General features: G+C 49.6%; 23 protein-coding genes. 4 read left to right on the top strand and 19 right to left on the bottom strand.

What is annotated here, in order from left to right; translation table 11 throughout:
• Nucleotides 1-22: 22 nt before the first annotated feature.
• The 5 genes from epmC to prmB are packed head-to-tail and all read right to left on the bottom strand — an operon-like array spanning nt 23 to nt 4260.
• A complete protein-coding gene (gene epmC / locus FEK66_RS01515; protein ID WP_135487472.1) occupies nt 23-571 on the bottom strand; it encodes an elongation factor P hydroxylase in 549 nt (182 codons plus the stop codon).
• Nucleotides 571-1380: a sulfite exporter TauE/SafE family protein gene (locus FEK66_RS01510; protein WP_064526496.1), complete on the bottom strand. Its 810-nt coding sequence runs from the start codon at nt 1378-1380 to the stop codon at nt 571-573. The genes epmC and FEK66_RS01510 overlap by 1 nt, the downstream gene beginning before the upstream one ends.
• Nucleotides 1380-2204: a penicillin-insensitive murein endopeptidase gene (gene mepA, locus FEK66_RS01505; protein ID WP_130207274.1), complete on the bottom strand. Its 825-nt coding sequence runs from the start codon at nt 2202-2204 to the stop codon at nt 1380-1382. Before mepA ends, FEK66_RS01510 begins: the two co-directional genes overlap by 1 nt.
• A 3-nt stretch (nt 2205-2207) precedes the next feature.
• Nucleotides 2208-3293, bottom strand: a complete 1086-nt coding sequence (gene aroC, locus FEK66_RS01500) for a chorismate synthase (RefSeq protein WP_135494672.1) — start codon at nt 3291-3293, stop codon at nt 2208-2210.
• A gap of 34 nt (nt 3294-3327) precedes the next feature.
• Nucleotides 3328-4260, bottom strand: coding sequence for a 50S ribosomal protein L3 N(5)-glutamine methyltransferase (gene prmB / locus FEK66_RS01495; protein ID WP_135494675.1), 933 nt, complete (start codon nt 4258-4260; stop codon nt 3328-3330).
• Between the two features lie 165 nt (nt 4261-4425).
• On the opposite strand from prmB, the gene smrB reads away from it, so the two are divergent.
• Nucleotides 4426-4977, top strand: a complete 552-nt coding sequence (gene smrB / locus FEK66_RS01490) for an endonuclease SmrB (RefSeq protein ID WP_000730816.1) — start codon at nt 4426-4428, stop codon at nt 4975-4977.
• 44 nt (nt 4978-5021) lie between these two features.
• On the opposite strand, the gene FEK66_RS01485 is transcribed toward smrB, so the two are convergent.
• From FEK66_RS01485 to FEK66_RS01435, 11 genes are all read right to left on the bottom strand, one after another.
• Entirely contained in the window at nt 5022-5849 is an 828-nt protein-coding gene (locus tag FEK66_RS01485; protein WP_130260695.1) for a StfH/YfcO family fimbrial adhesin, read from the bottom strand.
• Between the two features lies 1 nt (nt 5850).
• The gene (locus tag FEK66_RS01480) at nt 5851-6336 is read right to left on the bottom strand and encodes a fimbrial protein (protein ID WP_131162111.1); all 486 of its coding nucleotides are present in this window, start codon (nt 6334-6336) and stop codon (nt 5851-5853) included.
• Between the two features lie 41 nt (nt 6337-6377).
• Nucleotides 6378-6857, bottom strand: coding sequence for a fimbrial protein (locus tag FEK66_RS01475; RefSeq protein ID WP_130207284.1), 480 nt, complete (start codon nt 6855-6857; stop codon nt 6378-6380).
• Entirely contained in the window at nt 6854-7351 is a 498-nt protein-coding gene (locus FEK66_RS01470) for a fimbrial protein (RefSeq protein ID WP_131162052.1), read from the bottom strand. Before FEK66_RS01470 ends, FEK66_RS01475 begins: the two co-directional genes overlap by 4 nt.
• Before the next feature lie 15 nt (nt 7352-7366).
• The gene (locus FEK66_RS01465) at nt 7367-8068 is read right to left on the bottom strand and encodes a fimbria/pilus periplasmic chaperone (RefSeq protein ID WP_240782937.1); all 702 of its coding nucleotides are present in this window, start codon (nt 8066-8068) and stop codon (nt 7367-7369) included.
• Nucleotides 8069-8138: 70 nt separating this feature from the next.
• Nucleotides 8139-10775: a fimbrial biogenesis outer membrane usher protein gene (locus tag FEK66_RS01460; RefSeq protein ID WP_135494681.1), complete on the bottom strand. Its 2637-nt coding sequence runs from the start codon at nt 10773-10775 to the stop codon at nt 8139-8141.
• Nucleotides 10776-10857: 82 nt separating this feature from the next.
• Entirely contained in the window at nt 10858-11424 is a 567-nt protein-coding gene (locus FEK66_RS01455; protein ID WP_130207292.1) for a fimbrial protein, read from the bottom strand.
• Between the two features lie 632 nt (nt 11425-12056).
• Entirely contained in the window at nt 12057-12542 is a 486-nt protein-coding gene (gene sixA, locus FEK66_RS01450) for a phosphohistidine phosphatase SixA (protein WP_130207294.1), read from the bottom strand.
• 201 nt (nt 12543-12743) lie between these two features.
• Complete coding sequence (gene fadJ, locus FEK66_RS01445; RefSeq protein ID WP_135494684.1) at nt 12744-14888, bottom strand: fatty acid oxidation complex subunit alpha FadJ; 2145 nt, start codon at nt 14886-14888, stop codon at nt 12744-12746.
• Nucleotides 14888-16198 carry an acetyl-CoA C-acyltransferase FadI gene (fadI, locus tag FEK66_RS01440; RefSeq protein ID WP_135494687.1) on the bottom strand — a complete coding sequence of 437 codons (1311 nt, stop codon included), beginning with the start codon at nt 16196-16198 and terminating at the stop codon, nt 14888-14890. Before fadI ends, fadJ begins: the two co-directional genes overlap by 1 nt.
• Before the next feature lie 180 nt (nt 16199-16378).
• Nucleotides 16379-16663 carry a YfcZ/YiiS family protein gene (locus FEK66_RS01435; RefSeq protein WP_130207300.1) on the bottom strand — a complete coding sequence of 95 codons (285 nt, stop codon included), beginning with the start codon at nt 16661-16663 and terminating at the stop codon, nt 16379-16381.
• 371 nt (nt 16664-17034) lie between these two features.
• Here FEK66_RS01435 and fadL point away from each other — a divergent pair, with 371 nt between their 5' ends.
• On the top strand, nt 17035-18375 hold the full coding sequence (gene fadL, locus FEK66_RS01430) for a long-chain fatty acid transporter FadL (RefSeq protein WP_130207302.1): 1341 nt from the start codon (nt 17035-17037) through the stop codon (nt 18373-18375).
• Nucleotides 18376-18436: 61 nt separating this feature from the next.
• Here the strand turns inward: fadL and mlaA are convergent, their stop codons facing one another.
• Both mlaA and FEK66_RS01420 read right to left on the bottom strand, forming a co-directional pair.
• Nucleotides 18437-19192 carry a phospholipid-binding lipoprotein MlaA gene (gene mlaA, locus FEK66_RS01425; protein WP_130207304.1) on the bottom strand — a complete coding sequence of 252 codons (756 nt, stop codon included), beginning with the start codon at nt 19190-19192 and terminating at the stop codon, nt 18437-18439.
• 26 nt (nt 19193-19218) lie between these two features.
• Nucleotides 19219-19407: a hypothetical protein gene (locus tag FEK66_RS01420; protein ID WP_130207306.1), complete on the bottom strand. Its 189-nt coding sequence runs from the start codon at nt 19405-19407 to the stop codon at nt 19219-19221.
• Nucleotides 19408-19485: 78 nt separating this feature from the next.
• On the opposite strand from FEK66_RS01420, the gene FEK66_RS01415 reads away from it, so the two are divergent.
• Nucleotides 19486-20418, top strand: coding sequence for a formate/nitrite transporter family protein (locus FEK66_RS01415; protein WP_138211391.1), 933 nt, complete (start codon nt 19486-19488; stop codon nt 20416-20418).
• A 260-nt stretch (nt 20419-20678) separates the two neighbouring features.
• Nucleotides 20679-20927 (top strand): DinI-like family protein, encoded by a 249-nt coding sequence (locus FEK66_RS01410; protein ID WP_135494689.1) that lies wholly within the window; start codon nt 20679-20681, stop codon nt 20925-20927.
• A gap of 111 nt (nt 20928-21038) precedes the next feature.
• Here the strand turns inward: FEK66_RS01410 and FEK66_RS01405 are convergent.
• Nucleotides 21039-21254: tail fiber assembly protein (locus FEK66_RS01405; protein WP_138211390.1), on the bottom strand; the 216-nt coding region annotated here is incomplete at its 5' end.

Genomic DNA, 21254 nt, shown 5'->3' with positions numbered 1-21254 from the left:
ATTGTAAAACGTGGCGCCGGCTTCAGTTGAGCGCTTCCGGCCACGGGAACTGTTCCGCCGTAATTTCCGGCGTGTGATAATAATTTTGTAATGCTTTAATTAAGCGTGCCGGACGTTCTGGAATACCGTTAGCCAGATAATCCATCACCTGCGCATGTACTCGCCGTTGAAACACCACACGATCCGGTTCGAAATCCCCTTCCAGATTGTCGCAACTGACGTTAAACGGATATCCAGCCGCCACGCAGAACAACCAGTCGAGCGCCTGCGGCTTCACTTCAACATCTTCAAACTGGCTTTGCGTTTGGGCATCGCGACCGTCCGGGCAATACCAGTAACCGAAATCAACCAGCTCACGGCGCGCTTTCCCGGCAATACACCAGTGCGAAATCTCGTGGATGGCGCTGGCGTAAAAGCCATGAGCGAAGACGATTCGGTTATACGGTACTTCCGCATCAGCAGGAAGATAGATCGGTTCGTCGTCGCCTTTAATCAGACGGGTATTAAATTCATCGGCAAAGCAGCTATTAAAAATTTCAATTAACTGCTCATAGTGGTGTGTACTGTTCATTAGTTCATCCCCAACCAGTGGAGGATCTCCTGTCCGTGGCTATCATAAAGTAATTTGGCACTCATCACCGCCGAGACGATAACGATCATCGGGCGGATCAGCTTTTGTCCTTTGCTCAACACCAGTCGTGAACCCATGCGCGCGCCGAGGAACTGCCCCACCAGCATCACAAAGCCCGTCGCCCAAATCACTTTGCCGCCGAGAATAAACAGCAGTAAACCGCCGATATTTGACGTTGCGTTGAGTAATTTTGCGTGAGCCGTGGCTTTGGCGAGGTTGAATCCGCACAGGGTAACGAAGGCCAGCGCGTAAAACGATCCGGCTGCCGGACCAAAGAATCCGTCATAAAAACCGACGCAACCACCGGCAATTAACGCGAAGGGCAAACCGTACATCCGGCGCTGGCGATCTTCTTCACCCAGCTTTGGCATCAGCAAGAAATAGAGGCCGATGCAAATCACGAGGATGGGCAATATCTGCCGTAATATATCGGCCTGAACATATTGCACCAGCAGTGCGCCACTCATTGAGCCGACAAAGGTCATGGCGATATTGAGTTTTTGATCGCTTAAACTAACCACTTTGCGGCGAATAAAGTAGATAGTGGCGGAAATAGAGCCACCGCAGGCTTGCAGTTTATTGGTTGCCAGCGCGTTAGCGGGAGACATCCCCGCCGCCATCAATGCCGGAATAGTGAGTAACCCACCGCCACCGGCAATCGAGTCGATAAATCCCGCCAGCATGGCGACAAAAAAGAGAACTCCCAGCAGCAGCGGGGAAACCATAAACAGGCTATTAAACGTTTCCATTAGATCACGTGCTCATCCAGTAGCGCCTGGCAGGAAGGCGGCAACGGAGGCGGTGTCTTCTTCTCAGGCTTTGTTGTTCCCGGTTTTGGAGGTTCAAACCAGCTTTGCAGTTCTGCCCCGCAACCATCGCCTGGTGGCGGTAAAGGTTGATCTTCACACTCCAGACTATCGGCAGGACAACGTAATCGTACATGCATATGCGCGCGATGCTGGAACCAGGGTCGCACTTTGCGCAACCAGTCGCGATCGGTGCCGGCATCAAGGCAAAGTTGTTGTTTAATCGCCGGATTAACAAAAATGCGCGTGACGTCTTTGTCCTGGGCGGCAAGTTTGATCAAGCTGAAAATTTCCGGCTTCCACAGCGTCGGGACAACGTGTTTACCGTCGCGGGAAACCAAATCTAATGCTTGCGGGCGCAAGAGCTGCGCAGAGGTCCAGCGTGTTTTTGGCAGTTGCAGAAAGATATCAACATCCAGTCCGGTCTGGTGGCTGGCGTGACCGCCGTTGAAACGCCCACCAGCAGGCATCCCCATATCGCCAATCAACACCGTCCCCATGCCCAGATTGCTCACCTGGCTACTCAGACGTTGGATAAACATCACCAGGTCCGGGTGACCGAAGTAGCGACGCTGATCGGTACGCATGACCTGATAATGTTCGGACTGTATCGGCAGCGTGTCAGCGCCGACGATACAACCATTGGAGAAACTACCTATCGATTGTGCGCTACCCGGCACAGGTTGGGTTATTTTTTGCCACGGCGTCGCTGCCTGGCTGACGCTACTGGCAAGCAGGGCCAGCAGCGCAATCGCGGTTTTGTTCATTTTTTACCAGCGTGGAATATCAGTCTTCACATCGGCATTTTGCGCCCGCTGCCGTAACAGGTGATCCATTAAAACGATCGCCAGCATCGCTTCTGCAATTGGCACGGCGCGGATCCCAACACAGGGATCGTGACGACCTTTGGTGATCATCTCAACTTCTTCGCCAAAGCGGTTAATGGTGCGCCCCGGCACGGTAATGCTGGAGGTCGGTTTCAGCGCCATATGGGCAATGATTTGCTGCCCGCTGCTGATACCGCCAAGAATGCCGCCCGCATGGTTGCTCAGGAAACCGTCTTTGGTGATTTCGTCGCGATTCTGGCTGCCGCGCAGCGCCACCACGTCAAAACCATCACCGATTTCCACGCCTTTCACCGCGTTGATGCTCATCAGCGCATGGGCGATGTCGGCATCCAGGCGGTCAAAGACCGGCTCGCCAAGTCCGGCGGGGACGCCACTGGCAACAACGGTGACTTTCGCGCCAATGGAGTCGCCCTCTTTTTTCAGCGCGCGCATCAGTTCATCCAGCACGTCGATTTTGTCGGGGTCCGGGCAGAAGAACGGATTTTGCTCGACCTGCGACCAGTCTTTGATTTCCAACGGAATGTCGCCCATTTGGGTCAGGCAGCCGCGAATTTCGACACCGAATTTCTCAGCAAGATATTTTTTGGCAATCGCCCCTGCCGCAACGCGCATGGCGGTTTCACGGGCGGAAGAGCGTCCACCGCCGCGATAGTCGCGCAAACCATATTTTTGTTCGTAGGTGTAATCGGCATGGCCTGGACGGAAAACGTCCTTAATTGCGCTGTAATCCTGAGAACGCTGGTCGGTGTTTTCTATGAGTAGGCCAATGCTGGTGCCGGTGGTCACACCTTCAAAAACACCGGAGAGAATTTTGACCTGATCCGGCTCGCGGCGCTGGGTGGTATAGCGCGATGTCCCAGGGCGGCGGCGGTCAAGATCGTGTTGCAGATCCGCTTCCGTCAGCGGAATGCCTGGCGGAACACCATCGACGATGCAACCGAGCGCCAGCCCGTGCGATTCGCCGAAGGTGGTTACGCGAAAGAGTTGTCCAATTGTGTTTCCAGCCATCACGGCTCCGTTATTGTTGTGTTTGCGTGTTTATTTAATCTTTATAAATCGCGAAATGTTCACGTGCGGCAATAAGCTGCGCTTTGGTGAGCATAAACACACCGTCGCCGCCGTTATCAAACTCCAGCCAGGTGAACGGAACATCCGGATATTGTTCCATAAGATGTACCATGCTGTTGCCGACTTCACAAATCAGCACACCATCATCAGCAAGATAATCTGCCGCGTTACCGAGAATGCGGCGGGTCAGTTTCAGGCCGTCGGTACCAGACGCCAGGCCCAGTTCCGGCTCGTGACGGTATTCATTTGGCAGGTCGGACATATCTTCCGCATCGACATACGGCGGGTTGGTGACGATCAGGTCGTACTGCACTTTCGGTAAATCACGGAACAGATCGGAACGAATCGGGATGACATTGTGGATCAGACCGTGTTCTTCGATGTTCTGTTCGGCAACCGCCAGCGCGTCTGGAGAGATGTCCACCGCGTCGACTTCCGCTTCCGGGAAAGCATAAGCGCAAGCAATAGCGATGCAGCCGCTCCCGGTACACATATCTAAAATGTGCTGCGATTGCTTGCTGATGAGTCCAGCAAATTTATTGTTGATCAGTTCACCAATCGGCGAGCGCGGCACCAGCACGCGTTCATCGACGTAAAATTCATGGCCGCAGAACCACGCTTTGTTGGTCAGATAAGCCACCGGAATGCGTTCGTTGACGCGGCGGATCACGCGCTCAACAATGCGGTGTTTTTCGCTGGAGGTCAGACGCGCATTGCGCATATCTTCCGGAATATCCAGCGGCAGGTAGAGCGAAGGCAACACCAGCTGTACGGCTTCATCCCACGGGTTATCGGTGCCGTGACCGTACCAGATATTTGCCGCACTGAAGCGGCTAACCGACCAGCGCAACATGTCCTGAATGGTTTGCAGCTCATTTACTGCTTCATCAACGAAAATTTTATCCACGTATTCCTCCAGGGCATGATCGCAATAATTTCGGCGGCTAGTTTGCCATGAAGATGACGATAAATCAGCATTCACGCGCGGTGAGTGAGGAAAAATACGTTTAAAACGATCGATTGCGCGACGAGTCGGGTAAACTGTAGGGAAATTAGAAATAGAGACACATCAATGAAAAAGAAAACAACACTTAGCGAGGAGGACCAGGCTCTGTTTCGCCAGTTGATGGCGGGGACTCGCAAGATTAAGCAGGACACGATTGTCCACCGACCGCAGCGTAAAAAAGTCAGCGAAGTGCCGGTTAAGCGGTTGATTCAGGAACAGGCCGATGCCAGCCATTATTTCTCAGATGAGTTTCAGCCGTTATTGAATACCGAAGGCCCGGTGAAATATGTCCGCCCGGATGTAAGCCATTTTGAGGCGAAGAAACTGCGGCGCGGTGATTATTCACCGGAGTTGTTTCTTGATTTGCACGGTCTGACGCAGCTACAAGCCAAACAGGAGCTGGGCGCGTTGATTGCCGCCTGCCGCCGTGAACATGTGTTTTGCGCCTGTGTGATGCATGGGCATGGTAAGCATATTTTGAAGCAACAAACACCACTGTGGCTGGCGCAACATCCGCATGTGATGGCGTTTCACCAGGCCCCCAAAGAGTACGGTGGTGATGCGGCGTTATTGGTGTTGATTGAGGTGGAAGAGTGGCTGCCGCCTGAGTTGCCCTGAACGCAAAACCGGATACGGCATAAACGCCGTATCCGGTTTGGTCGCTACAACATATTCAGCACATACTGGAATCGGCAAGTGGAATCTATTGGCTGCGGTGTAGTAGTATCGACACGCACCACAATATCATGTAGTTGTTTGTCGGTTATCGCATGTCGGTTTGGTATGGTTGTCACTTTGCTATCTGTACAACCATATGACGTAAAAGTGATCATTTGCGAAATAAAACGACAATATGCGCCACGCTCGTTAAATTGGCTACCATCACACAACTTGCCATCCTTCATCAAAAAGGTAGGGAGTGTATTTTCGATTATCCCTCCCGTGGATTTCAATGATAACAGCTTGCTATGCACTACCGAATTTGGACTCCATGAAACATCATAAGGGTCTAAAGGAACTGGCGGACAGGTGGAGTTAAACGCTGAAGGCCCCAGGTAAACAGTACCAGTCGCTCTTGCTTGTGTTTTGATATTACTGGTCACTATCCAGGGACAGCTACCGGGATCGCCTTCAACGATAATATCCATGATAACCTTACTACAACTAAAACCTCCCGATGTCGGCAACCCTGGGCAATTCGATGAGTCAATATAATCCCCACTTTTCACATTAATTTCTGGTGCTGTCCCTGGCCCATTCCAGGATATATTGGGAATATCTCCGGTATAAAGAGTATAACCATCCCGGTGATATGTTCCCTGATAGACGCCAGATAAAGTTTGGACATTAAGTTCATACCAGATTGCGGTATTACCGTTACCGGCATACCCCATCAACGTGTGCATATCACGAAATATTGTTGATGCCATCGCGGTGGGTACCATTAGTATCAACACTAGTAAGCAAAAAACATGGCGTAATTTTTTCATTTTAAAGGTACTCAAACGTTGCGGTTAGCTGGGCGGTAAAATTGCCAGGAGTCACATCACGACCGCTTTTTGCCTGTAACCAGGCCCGGAAATTAAGACTATTGCTGCCGTTATTAAGTACAAAGGTCGCTCCAGTAGAACTGTTGATGGCAACAGGTGTGCCGTCGTTTTTTTCCATACCTATACCAACTCCCTGCGCACCCGATGACGCATCCAGCGCCAGAATACCCGGCTGTTCGCTATCTTCCGTGCCGGTCAAGGTTACCTTTACGTTGTATGACGTTGGTCCCTTACAGTCTTTCAGTTGAAAAACCACCGGCACACGGGCCGACTGCCCGGCGACCACTAAATCTTGTGCACTCACCGTAGGAAACTGTACTTCCGCCAGCAATCCTTGTGTCTCTACCGGTGTACAGGTTTTATTCAATAAATTACCGTAAAAATGCAGGTTGTCAGCCGCCTGCACCGGCGCTACACAGATCAGCATTAAGCTCCCCAGCAGCGTTGCGAGAACATATTCTTGTGTTTTCATTGGTAATCCACCTGTAGCGTGGCATACGCGGAAAATGCTCCGTCTCCCAACACCGCGCCGCTGGCTTTCACCGGTACCGCCTTGAGCATTGGGGGGCTGGCAGGATCAATACTCAGAGGTTTATCCAGCTCAAACGGACTGCCATTTTGTTGCATTTCAATGCCCAAGTCGGTAACGCTGGTCTGGACTGCCGACGTATTGTAATTGGTGGGAGTCCCCTTCCAGGTCAGAGTCATCTCCCAAACCGCATCACGAACTCCAGAATCACAGGTGATCTCATAGGGTACAGTCTGACGAAAGTTAACACCGTCAATGTCATTAATAAGGATGTCGCCAAAATCCACTTCAATGGTTTTCCCGCCGCTAATGGTACAAACTGGCGGTGATACCAAAGTTCCGTGAAAAGTAATGTCTGGTGTCGCCGCCTGTACCACGCAACAGCAACCACAAATCACAAAAAAACCGAGTCGTTTCATTGGTAATCCACCACCATCGTCATACTGGCGTTAAATTCCGACGCCGCGAGTGATACACCGCTCTCTTTTACTGGCACCGCTTTCAGTTTCGGTTGGCTGTTGATGTTGAAAGGCGTCCAGTTGTTTTCGCCAATCGGAAACAGCGAATTATCAGACGCACTTTCAATTCGAATCCCAAATCCAGAAATTCCTGTACTCAACACTGTTTCGCCATTAATCGTGGTAGTCGTTCCCTTAAACTGCATTTGCAGGTCGTCACTTAGACTTCCCTTACAGTCCAATTTGTACTCAGCATTCATGCGATAGTTGGTGCCATTGATCTTTTTGATGATCACATCACCAAACTCCACAGCACTACCCGTTACTGAACAAGGTGGCGGAGCATCGACCAGCACCCGCAATATCAGATCAACGGATTTCGATTCTCCGCCTGCCGCAGGATGGCTCACCACACCAAAAACCAGCAGTAATTTAACCAGAAACATCTTTCTCATCGGATTCTCCTGGAATCAGCCTTTGCTGCTTAGTTCTTCATCCACCAGGCAGGCACTACCGCTACAGCGGAAAAAGAGCGGCATACGCGCACCATAGTCGTTGACATAGGTCAGCACTGGAGTGCTATCCATTTTCACGTTTAACGGAGCATTGGTTTTGGGCGGCATGACTAACGGCGAGAAACCTGCCGCTGGATTGCCATTTTTCTGCGTACTGGCGTTGCTGATGATGACGTAATACGCCGTTGGGTTATTAACGGTAAATTCCTGGCCGCTGCGGGTTAGGGTCACTTTATGCTGCCAGGGAGTTTGTGTGCTGCTTTTTTCCAGTGCCTTAGGACGCCAGAAAAGTTTGATACGTGTCTGCAGAGCAATTTGCAGCGTGTTAGCTTTATTCGATTTAGGCGGGATCTCGCGAACGTTAAAGTAGAACATCGTTTCGCGATCGGCAGGCAATTTGTGGACATCTGGCAATCCCTGAATTTTCACCTGACCGTTCATCATCGCATCAATACGCTGTACAGGAGGTAAAACAGCTAATGGTGAACTCACCTTGTTACCCTTTTCATCTTCAATCCAGCTTTGCGCCAGGTAAGGAAGTTTAGGATCGTTATTACGCAGGGTAACACTAATAGATTTATCACTTTCGTTAAAAATCAAACGGGTACGATCGGGCGTCACTGAAGCCTGTGCGTAAAAACTTGCAGCCGCCGCCATCAACGTCAATGCAGTGACGATCTTTTTTGAAGAGATATGTTTAGACATGGATCATTCCTTAATCACGTTATTAATTCGATGAAACAGACATTGGTGGTTCCATTGGTGTCACCTGTTGTGTCTGCTCCTGAATGACGGGCTGAATATCATGTGATATTGCGGGAGCACTTCCCCCAATTTGCTGGCATGGCAACAGCAAGCCATTGAAGAGATCATCCGGTAGCGGGTCCGGCAGACTGATATCGCAGTGGGATTCTCCCTCCCAGGATACCGTCATGCGTTCACCCGGTTTAACGCCCGCCAGATAGACATTCCCTTCATCATCAACCAGACCAACTTGCTGTTTATTAACATTTTTCACTTCCGCACCAAATGGCGGATGACTACCATCCTGCAATCGCAATACCGCCATTGCTTTCTGCCCACTGATCACCGCAAATTTACGATAACCAATGGCACCTTCCGTTAGCGTTGCCTGGACCACCGACTGGGTGGCCTCAGCATTTTCTGGCAGGTTATTCAAATCGATATAAGCCTGATTACGGTAGTAGTCGTTAACATCGGCCACCACGGCTTTACCAAACATGTTGGTATAAACAGCAGCACCGTTGCCTTCTACTGGCACATTGGCAACGCCATCGGCATCAATCAGCAAACGCGTGCCGCCCATGTTCTGCGTGCGATGCAGCGCGCCGCCGTGGGCAGTCAGCGTTGCACCGCCCTGTAAAGAGATACCCGCGGAAGTGTATTGCCCTTCATGATAGTTGGCGCTCAGATCAACTTTTGCCATAGTGCCATCGTGGCTGTAATAACCATCTACACTGGCGTGGTTTTCACTGGTCCCTGTGCTCACCGTATAGTGGCTGGCGTCATCTATTCGATGGTACAAGCTCGCCTGGCTGCTGTCGGCACCACTGCCATAGTTGCCGTTGTAACTAATGGTGCTGCTGTCACCCCACGGCAGGCTTAAGGAAAGATAAATACCTTTATCGGCATTGTTATCGTATTCATAGCGATAACCGGTCAGAGAAACGCTCATGTTTCTGATACTTCCCATATTGAAATAATGAGAAAGCATCATGTTGTAGTTGGTTTGATCTTCGCGGTCCCAGTAAGTGTGGTGGGAATAGTTGAGATAGACCGAAACACGCGCATCCCTAAAGTTCTGGTTGTAAGTGACCGTATACATCTCTTTGTCGTTACCCGTGCGCGCCCGATCGGCGTTGTTGGCATCCAGGTATTCGCTCATGGTCATGTAGTTTTTTTCAGAGAAGCGATATCCGGCAAAGGTCACACGGCTGTTGAGTTCATCAAAATCTTTGGCATAACTGACGCGATAAGAGTTACCATCCAGCGTTTTGTTACCGTATACGCTGTTGTCGTCAAAACGAGTACGGGAGTGGGTAACGTCAAACGCTAACGCGCCGAACAGTGCCAAATCGCGTCCAAGTCCAATTGCCGCTGACTGGTAGTTTTCATCCGCTAACGCACCACCATAGAACGACCAGCCATTGGCGATCCCCCATGACGCTTCGCCTCCTGAGAAGAAACTCCCTTCGACGTGATGATCCCAGTTTTGCGGACGGCCCATCGCCACTTTATATCGCACCTGGCCTGGTCGGGTCAGAAACGGCATGGAAGCCGTGCTGACGTCATATTCCTGCACCTGACCATTTTGTTCTTCAATACGGACATGCAGAGTACCAGATACCGAATCACCAATATCCTGAATACGGAACGGGCCTGCGGGGACCTGGGTTTCATAAAGGACGCGCCCCATTTGCGTTATCGTAACTTTCGCGGTGGTATGTGCTACACCGGAAATATCCGGGGCGTAGCCGCGAAGGTTTGGCGGCAACATTTGATCGTCGGTGCTGATGCTACCGCCAATGTAGCTAAAGCCATCAAAAATATCGGAGTTGAGGTAATCTTCACCCAGCGAAAGTTTGGCTTTTAATGACGGCAAGGCGCGCCAGGCGTAATAACGGCTCCACTCCCAGTTTTTTTGCGTGCCGCTATCGTTAGCATCACCATCATCGTTACTGCGGGTATGCTGATAGTCGCTCTGCCAGTCGGCACGCAGGCGCCACGGGCCAACGTTAACGCCAACCGTACCATTACCACTAATATCGTTAGTATCATCCCCACCCTCTTCATGCCGGGTCTGGGCGTTGATACTGTAATCGGCAATAAGACCGGGAATACCTTCATCCCAACGTGAAGGTGGATCCCATTCACTGTCGGTATATTCAAGATAAGCCTGTGGCAAAGAAATCACGAGAACTGACTGGCTTAAATCGCCAGTCATTTCCATGCCATTTAACGGTTCAGTATTCAAACACTGACCATCACGAATCCATTGCAAATTTTTCGTGATATCTTCTTTAAAGCCTAACTGAGCAACCAGTTCAGGCGGTAAGCAGGCATACGATTTATCAGGATTGTTTTCGACTGCGTACCAGTAGATATCGTATTCATCAGGTAAGGATTGGTTATTTACATGAACCTGTAAATTATATTTACCCGGCTCAACATAACCTTTTTGGGAAAAACGACCCAAATCAATTTTGGTATTCCCTTTTAACTCGAGAAATCGGGCATCAAACTGAATGGTATCATCTGCCAGGGCATAAAATGGACTTCCGGAAATTGCCAGAGCAATCCACCACGAAAGCCCCCGTAAACGGAGAAAAGAATGTTCGGGCATTTACGTATCCATCCGTAATTATTATAATTTAATTATCTTTCATTTAAAAACCCCATAACTTTGCAGTTATGGGGGAGTCACATTAAAGATACGTAATCTGGAATGTTGTTAGCGTTTCAAACGGAGCCGGAGTTGGTGTTACCGCAGCAGTTTCACCTACTAACCAGGCTTTAAATTTCAGCGTTTGTTTCTGTTTGCCTTTACCCGTTGAACTGTCCATTGCGATGGCCTGATCGATACCTTTGCCCAGGTCATAGCCTTTACCACGCTGGTCGCCAATCACCAGACTTACGTTTGGAACTTCGGTGCCATTATCCAGGTTAGACAGGGAGTAATTATTTGGATTACCGGAATATGGATTACCGGTAAATGTCGTGGTCATCGTTGTTTCAGTATTGAAATTGCAATCCTGTAAACGAATCTGGAAATCCTTTGGTGTGGTAGTTTTGCCACCCGTTAAAGAACCGGTACCGATGCTCCCCATATCCACTTCCAGCTTATGGTCATCAGGAACAATTGAGCACGGAGAGTCTTCAATTATACCGAAAAATCTCACTGTACCGTTGTTCCCTGCGGCTACGACCGATGCTGAAGTCAGCGCCCCCATAAGCATTGCTGTGGCGACGGCTGCTTTTACAAACTTACTCATTATTTGTCCTTAAATCATAAATGATTAAAATGTCAGCCAACTGACATATTAATACTGAATATAATAACTTTCAGTGTAATTTGCAGTGGCTTATAACCCACCATTGAATAGGATTTCTGAGGTCTCGTGAGATGATATTCTTTGGCGTGGCGAGCATGTTGATATTATAGAGCGCGTGGCACAATTTAAATTTACTAACAACAATATTTAGAAATATTTAAATAATTAACAAAACAAATAATATTTTGAGAACTTTCCTGGAATTACGTGGCAAATGGCTAAAATATGGTATAAACACATCATGGAGTGAATGATTAAAGAGCAAAAAACGACCAACAACAAATAACACGATTGTATTTTTATTTTTTGCCGATACAATATTAAAACACTATAATTAATATAAAATCAAGACCCAAAAATATCTCTTTTCTACTCTCTTATTCTGCGTTCACAGTGGTTAACTCTGGAAATAAAATACCAGAAAAGTTAATAAATGTTTCTAGATGTAACTTTATACAAATCGGCGATTAAACGCTAAAAAGACGCCATCTGCATCGTTATTGGGAGAATTTCAATAAGGTATGAAAAATTCAGGCCCGATAGCTTGCGCCATCGGGCACTTTACGATCACATCAGATTGCTTTTGCCATTTTCAAATTACACGGACTCATCTGCCAGTTGAATGTGCCGTTTCCGCTTTCATCAAGCGTTACGCTGGCAATGGCCGAAGTGGTAAACATAGGCGGCGTTTCGCCCGGACATAACTCGGCAACCAGATACCCGACTAACGGTAAGTGGGAGATAACCAGTACCGAAGCGACACCTTCGTTGGTCAGCGCCTGTAAATATGCACTGACCAGCCCTACATCGCCGCAGGGCGTCAACTCCGGCAGAACTTCCACGTTGGAAGGCAGGTTCATACAATCCCCTACTTCCTCCAGTGTTTGCTCGGCTCGCAGGAACGGGCTCACCAGAACACGTTCGACTTCCACTTTTTGACCTTTCAACCAGTTCGCCATCAGGCGAGATTCGTCACAACCGTTAGTGGTCAGAGGACGAACCGAATCACTGGCGGCATCGAGGGCTGCGTCGCCGTGACGCATGATAAAAACTTGCATATTGCACCGCTTTTGTTAACCAGATTCACCCGCCCCGTTCATCTGAAACCAGAGAAACAAGGCGGTGGCCGGCATTGTGCCTTATCCATTCACCGAATGAAACGCTGTTTTTTACCTCAATGGCGCAAGTATAGTCAATATGTGTTTACATTTTGACCAACACTCCGCCATTCAGCGCGGATTCATATAGCTTTGACCTTTTTATTGAGGGTCAGTTGCACTTGTTTTCCAAAAACTTTCCCCGCGCTCGCTCATCTCTAATAGACGCTCGCAAGGGGTAAAACGAGAACCATACTGCGTGGCCAGTCGTTGCATTGTTGCAACGACTTCCCCCGCGCCGAGAGCATCGATATATCGGAACGGGCCACCAAGAAACGGTGGGAAGCCTATTCCAAATACCGCGCCAATATCCCCGTCACGCACACTTCGGATAACCTGCTCGTCCAGACAACGTACTGCTTCATTCAGCATCAACATCACACACCGTTCAGCAACCTGCGGTGCGGAGAGTCGCCCCTGCCCTTGTACACCAATTAGCGGGTAAATGGCGGGATCGACCTGTTTTTTGCTTTTACGCCCTTTTTGGCCATAAAGATAGAAACCTCGGCCATTTTTTCTGCCTTTGCGATCATCATTCAAAATTGAAGAAACAACATTTGCAGGCGCGCTAAAACGTTCTCCATAAGTTGCTTCCAGTACAGGAATAATTTTAGTCCCGGTATCAATTCCTACCTCATCCAAAAGTTGGATTGGCCCCACCGGAAAACCAAATTTCACCAGCGCGGCATCAATATGCTCAACACGTTCGCCTTCGGTCAACATGCGGATAGCTTCATTAATATACGGCGCCAGGATGCGATTGACATAAAACCCAGCTTTATCCTTTACCACAATCGGCGTTTTGCCCTGTTTTTTCGCCAGTTTTACCGTGGTGGTGATGGTTTTCGCCGATGTCCCCGCATGAGGAATGATTTCCACCAGCGGCATTTTTTCCACCGGGCTGAAGAAATGCAGGCCGATAACTTGCTCTGGTCGCGTGGCGTGCGCGGCAATATCGCTAATCGGTAAAGAGGACGTGTTCGATGCAAAAATGGTATGAGAAGCGCAGTTTTGCTCAACTTCTGCCACCATCTGCTGTTTTAATTCGAGATTTTCAAACACCGCTTCAATAATCAGATCTCGATGGGCAAAGCCACGGTAATCCGTCGTCCCCGAAATTAAAGCCAGTTGCTTGTCGCGTTCGCTGGCTTTGAGATGACGACGGCGCACTTTACCCTCCAGCTGCTCCCAACTGTATTTCAGCGCATGATTTATGCCCTGGGCATTGATATCTTTAATTCTTACCGGCAGACCCGCTTTACAGGCAGTAACGTAGGCAATTCCACCGCCCATCAACCCGCCGCCTAAAATCCCCACGCTGTTTAATGGCGCAGGAGGAACATCACTGCCGGGATCTTTCTTCACTTCAGTACTGGCAAAAAAGATATTGCGCAGCGCCTGCGATTGCGGCGTCATCGCCAGTTCACCAAACGCCCGAGCTTCGGCGTCATAGCCACTGCTGGTCCCCTGCGCTAAACCGGTTTCAATAACGTCAAGAATGCGTTTTGTCGCTGGATAGTTACCCTGAGTTTTTTGCTCTGTTTTCTTGCCTACCATTTTGAACAACAATGCACGACCTAACGGCCCCGCCAGAATACGCTCGCGTACAGGTAGAGGGCGGGAAGATGGACGATCCTGCTTTGCCAGCTCAACAGCGGCTTCCAGCAAAATGGAGTGCGGAACGACGTCATCCACCAGCCCCAACTTTAATGCCTGTTTCGCCCGAAGTTGTTTTCCGGTGAGGATCATCTCTAATGCTGTGCTGACACCTGTCAGGCGTGGCAAACGCTGAGTTCCGCCTGAACCGGGCAATAATCCAAGCTGAACTTCCGGCAAGCCGAGCACAGTTTTAGGATCGTCAGTACAGACACGGCCATGACATGCCAGCGCCAGCTCCAGCCCGCCCCCCAGGCAAGCGCCGTGAATAGCGGCAATAACCGGAACAGGCAGAGCATGAATCTCCGCCATCAACTGTTGGCCCTGCCGCGCCAGTGCTTCCGCTTCTTGCGCCGTTTTGCAGTTACCGATCATGTTGATGTCTGCGCCAGCGATGAAGTTATCTGGTTTAGCGGAGACAAACACCACGCCGCGCAACTCTTTGTTTTCACGGAGTTGCTTAATAATGGCGCGCACCTGCGAAGCAAATTCCGCCTTCAGGGTATTCATTTTCTCGCCGGGAACATCAATGGTGATAACGGCAATGTTGTCCAGACGGACATTGAGGGTAAACGCTGATACCATTTCCATTATTCCGCCTCTACAACCATTGCCGCGCCAAGCCCACCTGCGGCACAGGCAGTCACCAAACCAAACCCACCGCCGCGACGCCGCAGTTCATGTAAGGTCTGGGTAATCATCCGTGCGCCGGTAGCCGCAAAGGGATGACCATAAGCAATCGAGCCGCCAAGCACGTTAAATTTGCTATCGTCCACTTCGCCAGTGGCATGTGCACGCCCCAGTACGTCGCGAGCAAAACGTTCGCTGCCAAGCAACTGAATATTGGCCAGCGTCTGGGCGGCAAACGCTTCGTGCATATCAATCAACGTCAGATCGGCCATTGTCAAACCAGCACGTTCCAGCGCCAGCGGTGTTGACCAGGCCGGACCGAGCAGCATGTCCTGCCAGACATCTATAGCGGTAAATGCGTAGCTGCGCAGATATCCCAGCGGCACCAACCCTAACTCTTTCGCCCGGGATTCAGTCATCAGGATCACCGCGGCCGCGCCATCGGTCAGCGGCGTACTGTTTGCCGCCGTTACCGTCCCGTGTTTGCGATCAAACGCCGGGCGCAGCTTTGCGTAGTCGGCAAGCGTGGAATTGCCGCGAATATTATTGTCTTCTGCGAGAGGCTGTTTATAAGGCGGGATATAAGCGGTCATGACTTCTTCTTTTAATTTACCTTCTGACCACGCCTGGGCGGCACGTTGATGCGAACGGTGGGCCAACGCATCTTGCTGTTCACGGGTGATGCCGTACGTTTTTGCCATTTGTTCGGCGGTGTCGCCCATCCGTAATCCAGTGGAGTATTCCGCCACTGCCGGAGGCACCGGCATTAAGTCACGCAAACGTAAGCGAGAAAAAAGTTTCAGGCGCTGGCTCATGGTTCGTGCTTTGTTGACATCAACCAGCACGCGCGCCAGTTTTTTACTGACGCCAATTGGCAATACGGAAGAGGAATCTGCCCCACCGGCAATCCCCGCTCGAATAGTTCCCGTCATTAGGCTTTCTGCGACGTTTGCAACCGCCTGGAAACTGGTAGCGCAAGCGCGGCTGACGCTGTAAGCATCGGTATGCACATTCATTCCAGTGCCGAGAACAATTTCACGCGCAATGTTGGGCGCTTCCGGCATTTGCACAACCTGACCGAAGACCAGTTGCTCAATCACTTCTGCGGGAATTTCGCTGCGTGCCAGCAATTCGCCTACGACCATCTTCCCCAAATCAACAGCAGGAATGCCATGAAAAGCCGTCGCCTGGCGGGCAAAAGGCGTACGTAACCCGCTAACGATGGCGATACGATCGCCCTGACGGGTAATCAGCGGTAAAACCTGACCCATAACACTCCCCTGTAAAAATAAGATATAAAGTGGTCTGACCTGATCATAGTCTTAACCATTTTTTTACATTTAGCCAAGCGGAGAAAAGGGAAAGTGGGAGCTATGACACAGTGAAGACAGGAGAAAGAAAAGAAAACGCCCCTGCCTGTTGCTGGCAGGGGCGTACGTACCCGAGAGGAATTAACGCAGACCCAGCTGGAAGATCAGTGTTTCAGCTTCGCAGGCAAAAGTGAAATCGATATCCAGGCGCACACCGTCAGACTCTTCAGTGAAAGTCGGGGTGATTTTGCATGGTTCGGATTCCACGCTACGGGCTTTTTCAGTCAGCGCCGCCAGCGTTTGTTCTGCTTCTGCGCGGTTTGCAAACACACGGCTGTAAGACGCGGTGCAGTCGGAGTTGTCCATAATGGTGCCAACATCCATACAGCAGCAAACCGGGGTTTCATCAGCACTACATTTACTCATCGTTGATTTCCTCTGTATGTGCACCTAAGGTGCCAGATAAACGTTGCGGATATTTTACGCTTCTGAAAAGTGCCACTCCAGTTGTTAATTCTGCAAAATCGGATAAGTGACCGAAATCACACTTAAAAATGATCTAAAACAAAATTCACCCAAATCTATGAGTGCACTACCTCCAAATTTTGCCAGCTGGATCGCGTTTCTTAGATCATATTTGAAAAAACATAGAAACATACTTGCAACATTCCATCTGGTCCGACCTATACTCTCGCCACTGGTCTGATTTCTAAGATGTACATCAGACCCTACACTTCGCGCTCCTGTTACAGCACGTAACATAGTTTGTATAAAAATAAATTATTGAGGTTATGGTCATGAGCCAGAAAACCCTGTTTACAAAGTCTGCTATCGCAGTCGCAGTGGCACTTATCTCCACCCAAGCCTGGTCGGCAGGCTTTCAGTTAAACGAATTTTCTTCCTCAGGCCTGGGCCGGGCTTATTCAGGGGAAGGCGCAATTGCCGATGATGCCGGTAACGTCAGCCGTAACCCCGCGTTGATTACCATGTTTGACCGCCCAACTTTTTCAGCGGGCGCGGTTTATATTGATCCGGATGTAAATATCAGCGGAACGTCTCCGTCTGGTCGTAGCCTGGACGCGGATAATATCGCGCCTACGGCATGGGTTCCGAACGCTCACTTTGTTGCGCCAATTAACGATCAATTTGGTTGGGGAGCTTCCATTACCTCTAACTATGGCCTGGCGACAGAGTTTAACGATACTTATGCAGGCGGTTCTGTCGGTGGTACAACCGACCTCGAGACCATCAACATGAACTTAAGCGGCGCCTATCGCTTAAATAACGCATGGAGTTTTGGTCTCGGTCTGAATGCCGTCTATGCCCGTGCGAAAATTGAACGCTTCGCAGGCGATCTGGGGCAGCTGGTTGCAGGTCAGATTATGCAATCTCCCGCCGGGGCGACTCTACAAGGACAGCAACTGGCGGGCATGGCTAATAGTATCCCAAGCGATGAGAAAATTGCCCATCTGAATGGTAACAAATGGGGCTTTGGCTGGAATGCCGGCATCCTGTATGAACTGGATAAAAATAATCGCTACGCGTTGACCTACCGTTCTGAAGTTAAAATTGACTTCAAAGGTAACTACAGTAGCGATCTGCCAATTGCTATTAACAACTACAATTTCGGTCTGCCAACGGCTACGGGCGGAGCTACGCAGTCAGGTTATCTGACGCTAAATCTGCCTGAAATGTGGGAAGTGTCTGGTTATAACCGTGTCGCGCCGCAGTGGGCGATTCACTATAGTCTGGCTTACACCAGCTGGAGTCAATTCCAGGAGTTGAAAGCTACGTCCACCAGTGGTGATACGCTGTTCCAGAAGCATGAAGGCTTTAAAGATGCTTACCGCATCGCACTGGGTACCACTTATTACTACGATGATAACTGGACCTTCCGTACCGGTATCGCCTTCGATGATAGCCCCGTTCCGGCACAGAACCGTTCGATTTCCATTCCGGATCAGGACCGTTTCTGGCTGAGCGCAGGTACGACATATGCATTTAATAAAGATGCATCTGTCGATGTTGGTGTCTCTTATATGCACGGTCAGAGCGTGAAGATCAACGAAGGCCCGTATCAGTTCGAGTCTGAAGGTAAAGCCTGGCTGTTCGGTACTAACTTTAACTACGCGTTCTAATAACACGCTAGCTTAATAAGAAAAAAGGTGAGTTTTCCAACTCACCTTTTTTATTGGCTTCTTATTCAGAATCGATATCTTTTAAATCATCCTGAATCGCTTGCGCATTCGGGTTTTCCTGCGGTTTGAGTTCTCCGCCATTGGCGATGAAATCATGACGCTGGAAGTACGCCTCGCGCACCATGACGTAAGGATCGGACGACTGACGAAGCAGGCCATCAGAATCCAGCAGTTGCGCACGCGTTTCGATACCTTCAAGTGTCCATTTTCCTACCGACATCGGCCAGGTCAACCACGAAAGCACTGGATAGAGGCCATCAGCCATATCACCGCCGTCATCACGCAGCGTGAAGCTACCGTAGAACGGTAACTGAACATAAGGCCCATACCCCACGCCATAGTGACCGAGCGTGCTACCAAAACGGTGAGGTTCCGTTCGTTGCAGTTTCGGATTCGCCATCCCAGCAACATCAATAAAACCCCCCATCCCCAAAATAGTGTTCAGGAAAAAGCGGGTAAAGTGGACCATCCCCTGATAAGGGTCGCCCTGCAGGAAGTAGTTAACCATCACTGCAGGTTCTTCAAGGTTGCCAGTAAAGTTGCTTAACCCATTACGTGCCGGTTGCGGAACATAATCACGCCACACGACAGCCACCGGTCGAACCACATACGGGTCTAACACATTGAAGTTAAAATTGTACATGGTGCGGTTGAACCCTTCTAACGGGTCAGAACGCCCTTGCTGATCTGTTCCGGAACTCGCACACCCCACCAGAAGCGTAGTTCCCAGAGCAAGCGCCGACAGGCGAAGCTTCATAAATGTCTCCCTGTTTTTTTTATGGCTTATGCAGTTTGCCATCCATGACGGAACGATACCGTATCCGCCTGTTTAGGTGTGGGCGATTGTAACAGCACGTCAAATGATGTCCATACGCCCTGTTTTGCTGATTTGATCATAGCCTGGTAATCACCGCCCTGTAGGCTACTTGATTCTATAGAAACAGAAAAAGGCAAACGTTGCCTTTTATTCATTTTCAGAGTAACTCCCGCCAGTTGCGAGCAAAAAAGCCGCTACGCTTTAGCCATACGTGCTAATCAAGAGAACTCACCATGGATAACGATAAAATTGATAAACACAGCGACGAAATTGAAGTCGAGAGTGAAGAAAAAGAGCGCGGAAAAAAAATTGAAATAGATGAAGATCGGCTCCCTTCCCGGGCAATGGCTATCCACGAACATATTCGTCAGGACGGCGAAAAAGAGCTGGAACGCGACGCAATGGCGCTACTGTGGTCAGCTATTGCAGCAGGTCTGTCGATGGGTGCATCGCTACTGGCAAAAGGGATATTTCATGTCGAACTGGAAGGCGTGCCAGGGAGTTTCTTGCTGGAGAATCTCGGTTATACCTTTGGTTTTATTATCGTTATTATGGCGCGCCAGCAATTATTTACTGAGAACACCGTGACAGCGGTACTACCCGTAATGCAAAAACCGACAATGGGCAATGTCGGTTTATTGCTACGACTTTGGGGCGTTGTTCTGTTAGGTAATATTCTGGGAACGGGTATTGCGGCGTGGGCTTTTGAGTATATGCCTATCTTTGATGAAGAAACCCGTGATGCGTTTGTCAAAATCGGCATGGATGTGATGAAGAACTCGCCCAGCGAGATGTTTGCCAATGCGATCATTTCCGGCTGGCTAATAGCTACTATGGTATGGATGTTTCCGGCGGCGGGTGCGGCAAAAATAGTAGTGATTATTTTGATGACCTGGCTTATCGCCCTGGGAGACACCACTCATATCGTTGTCGGTTCCGTAGAGATCCTCTATCTGGTGTTTAACGGTACACTACACTGGAGCGATTTTGTCTGGCCATTTGCGCTTCCCACTCTGGCGGGAAACATCTGTGGCGGCACCTTTATCTTCGCGTTGATGAGTCATGCGCAAATTCGCAACGACATGAGCAATAAGCGAAAAGAAGAAGCACGTCAGAAAGCAGAACGTGCGGAAAACATTAAGAAAAAAGATAAAAATCCGGCATGAGTGGCGAGCGTTTAAGCAATCGAGCGGCAGTGTACTTACCCCGCAGTCCATTAGCGGGTATACTCATGCCGCGCTGTCCTCTTAGTTAAATGGATATAACAACAAAAACAAACAATGCAATGAAATATAAGAATAAATAAAATAGAAACCCCTCAATTAAGTACACCAATATGTACACACACCTTAAGCACCCACCTTGACACTGTATGAATAACCAGTTAAATATTTACTGTATATTCAACCAGTATAGGTGCACCATTATGATTATCGAAATCAGCATTGCCAAAGAGAAGATCGGCAAAATGCCGAAAGGCTCTACTGAAGCATTAAAACAGGAAATGATACGCCGTGTCAGCCAACGCTATGACGATGTAGAGGTCATTGTGAAGTCCGCCAGCAATGACGGTCTGTCGGTCCTCCGCGCACCTGATAAAGATGCAGCGAAGGCATTTGTGCAAGAAACTTTGCAGGATGCGTGGGAGAACGCGGACGACTGGTTTGTTCAGTAACCACCGTGTAAACTCGCCGCCGGCTGGCAGCCATTCAATACTCGCACTATCGAACGATCGCCAGCCAGCTGCAGCCCGTTCTTGCATACGACGTGGCTGCAGCACTCTCCTTTAAGCAGGCTTTTCAGGCCAGTTAATATCCGGCGCAGTAGACGTATCAACTGCTTCCAATGCATCCAGATAATCAAGCCTCGCGTTATACTGCGTCTTATCCGAATCGCTCAACCTTCCCATAGCCGCTTTGCCAGGCCACTGTTTGCTGTTCATGTAATCGTTGGCCTGATCTATGCGATTTTGCTTCTCTACATCAGCTGCTGAAATCAGATC

This window comes from Escherichia sp. E1130 (genome assembly GCF_005781065.1).
In the GTDB taxonomy this organism is placed as follows: domain Bacteria; phylum Pseudomonadota; class Gammaproteobacteria; order Enterobacterales; family Enterobacteriaceae; genus Escherichia.
This window is presented reverse-complemented; position numbering and strand designations above follow the sequence as displayed.

Coding starts and splice junctions, on each gene's coding strand:
- epmC (WP_135487472.1), bottom strand. CDS start 571: ATGAACAGTACACACCACTATGAGCAGTTAATTGAAATTTTTAATAGC.
- FEK66_RS01510 (WP_064526496.1), bottom strand. CDS start 1,380: ATGGAAACGTTTAATAGCCTGTTTATGGTTTCCCCGCTGCTGCTGGGA.
- mepA (WP_130207274.1), bottom strand. CDS start 2,204: ATGAACAAAACCGCGATTGCGCTGCTGGCCCTGCTTGCCAGTAGCGTC.
- aroC (WP_135494672.1), bottom strand. CDS start 3,293: ATGGCTGGAAACACAATTGGACAACTCTTTCGCGTAACCACCTTCGGC.
- smrB (WP_000730816.1), top strand. CDS start 4,426: ATGAAAAAGAAAACAACACTTAGCGAGGAGGACCAGGCTCTGTTTCGC.
- FEK66_RS01485 (WP_130260695.1), bottom strand. CDS start 5,849: ATGAAAAAATTACGCCATGTTTTTTGCTTACTAGTGTTGATACTAATG.
- FEK66_RS01480 (WP_131162111.1), bottom strand. CDS start 6,336: ATGCTGATCTGTGTAGCGCCGGTGCAGGCGGCTGACAACCTGCATTTT.
- FEK66_RS01475 (WP_130207284.1), bottom strand. CDS start 6,857: ATGAAACGACTCGGTTTTTTTGTGATTTGTGGTTGCTGTTGCGTGGTA.
- FEK66_RS01470 (WP_131162052.1), bottom strand. CDS start 7,351: ATGAGAAAGATGTTTCTGGTTAAATTACTGCTGGTTTTTGGTGTGGTG.
- FEK66_RS01465 (WP_240782937.1), bottom strand. CDS start 8,068: ATGGCGGCGGCTGCAAGTTTTTACGCACAGGCTTCAGTGACGCCCGAT.
- FEK66_RS01460 (WP_135494681.1), bottom strand. CDS start 10,775: ATGCCCGAACATTCTTTTCTCCGTTTACGGGGGCTTTCGTGGTGGATT.
- FEK66_RS01455 (WP_130207292.1), bottom strand. CDS start 11,424: ATGAGTAAGTTTGTAAAAGCAGCCGTCGCCACAGCAATGCTTATGGGG.
- sixA (WP_130207294.1), bottom strand. CDS start 12,542: ATGCAAGTTTTTATCATGCGTCACGGCGACGCAGCCCTCGATGCCGCC.
- fadJ (WP_135494684.1), bottom strand. CDS start 14,888: ATGGAAATGGTATCAGCGTTTACCCTCAATGTCCGTCTGGACAACATT.
- fadI (WP_135494687.1), bottom strand. CDS start 16,198: ATGGGTCAGGTTTTACCGCTGATTACCCGTCAGGGCGATCGTATCGCC.
- FEK66_RS01435 (WP_130207300.1), bottom strand. CDS start 16,663: ATGAGTAAATGTAGTGCTGATGAAACCCCGGTTTGCTGCTGTATGGAT.
- fadL (WP_130207302.1), top strand. CDS start 17,035: ATGAGCCAGAAAACCCTGTTTACAAAGTCTGCTATCGCAGTCGCAGTG.
- mlaA (WP_130207304.1), bottom strand. CDS start 19,192: ATGAAGCTTCGCCTGTCGGCGCTTGCTCTGGGAACTACGCTTCTGGTG.
- FEK66_RS01420 (WP_130207306.1), bottom strand. CDS start 19,407: ATGAATAAAAGGCAACGTTTGCCTTTTTCTGTTTCTATAGAATCAAGT.
- FEK66_RS01415 (WP_138211391.1), top strand. CDS start 19,486: ATGGATAACGATAAAATTGATAAACACAGCGACGAAATTGAAGTCGAG.
- FEK66_RS01410 (WP_135494689.1), top strand. CDS start 20,679: ATGATTATCGAAATCAGCATTGCCAAAGAGAAGATCGGCAAAATGCCG.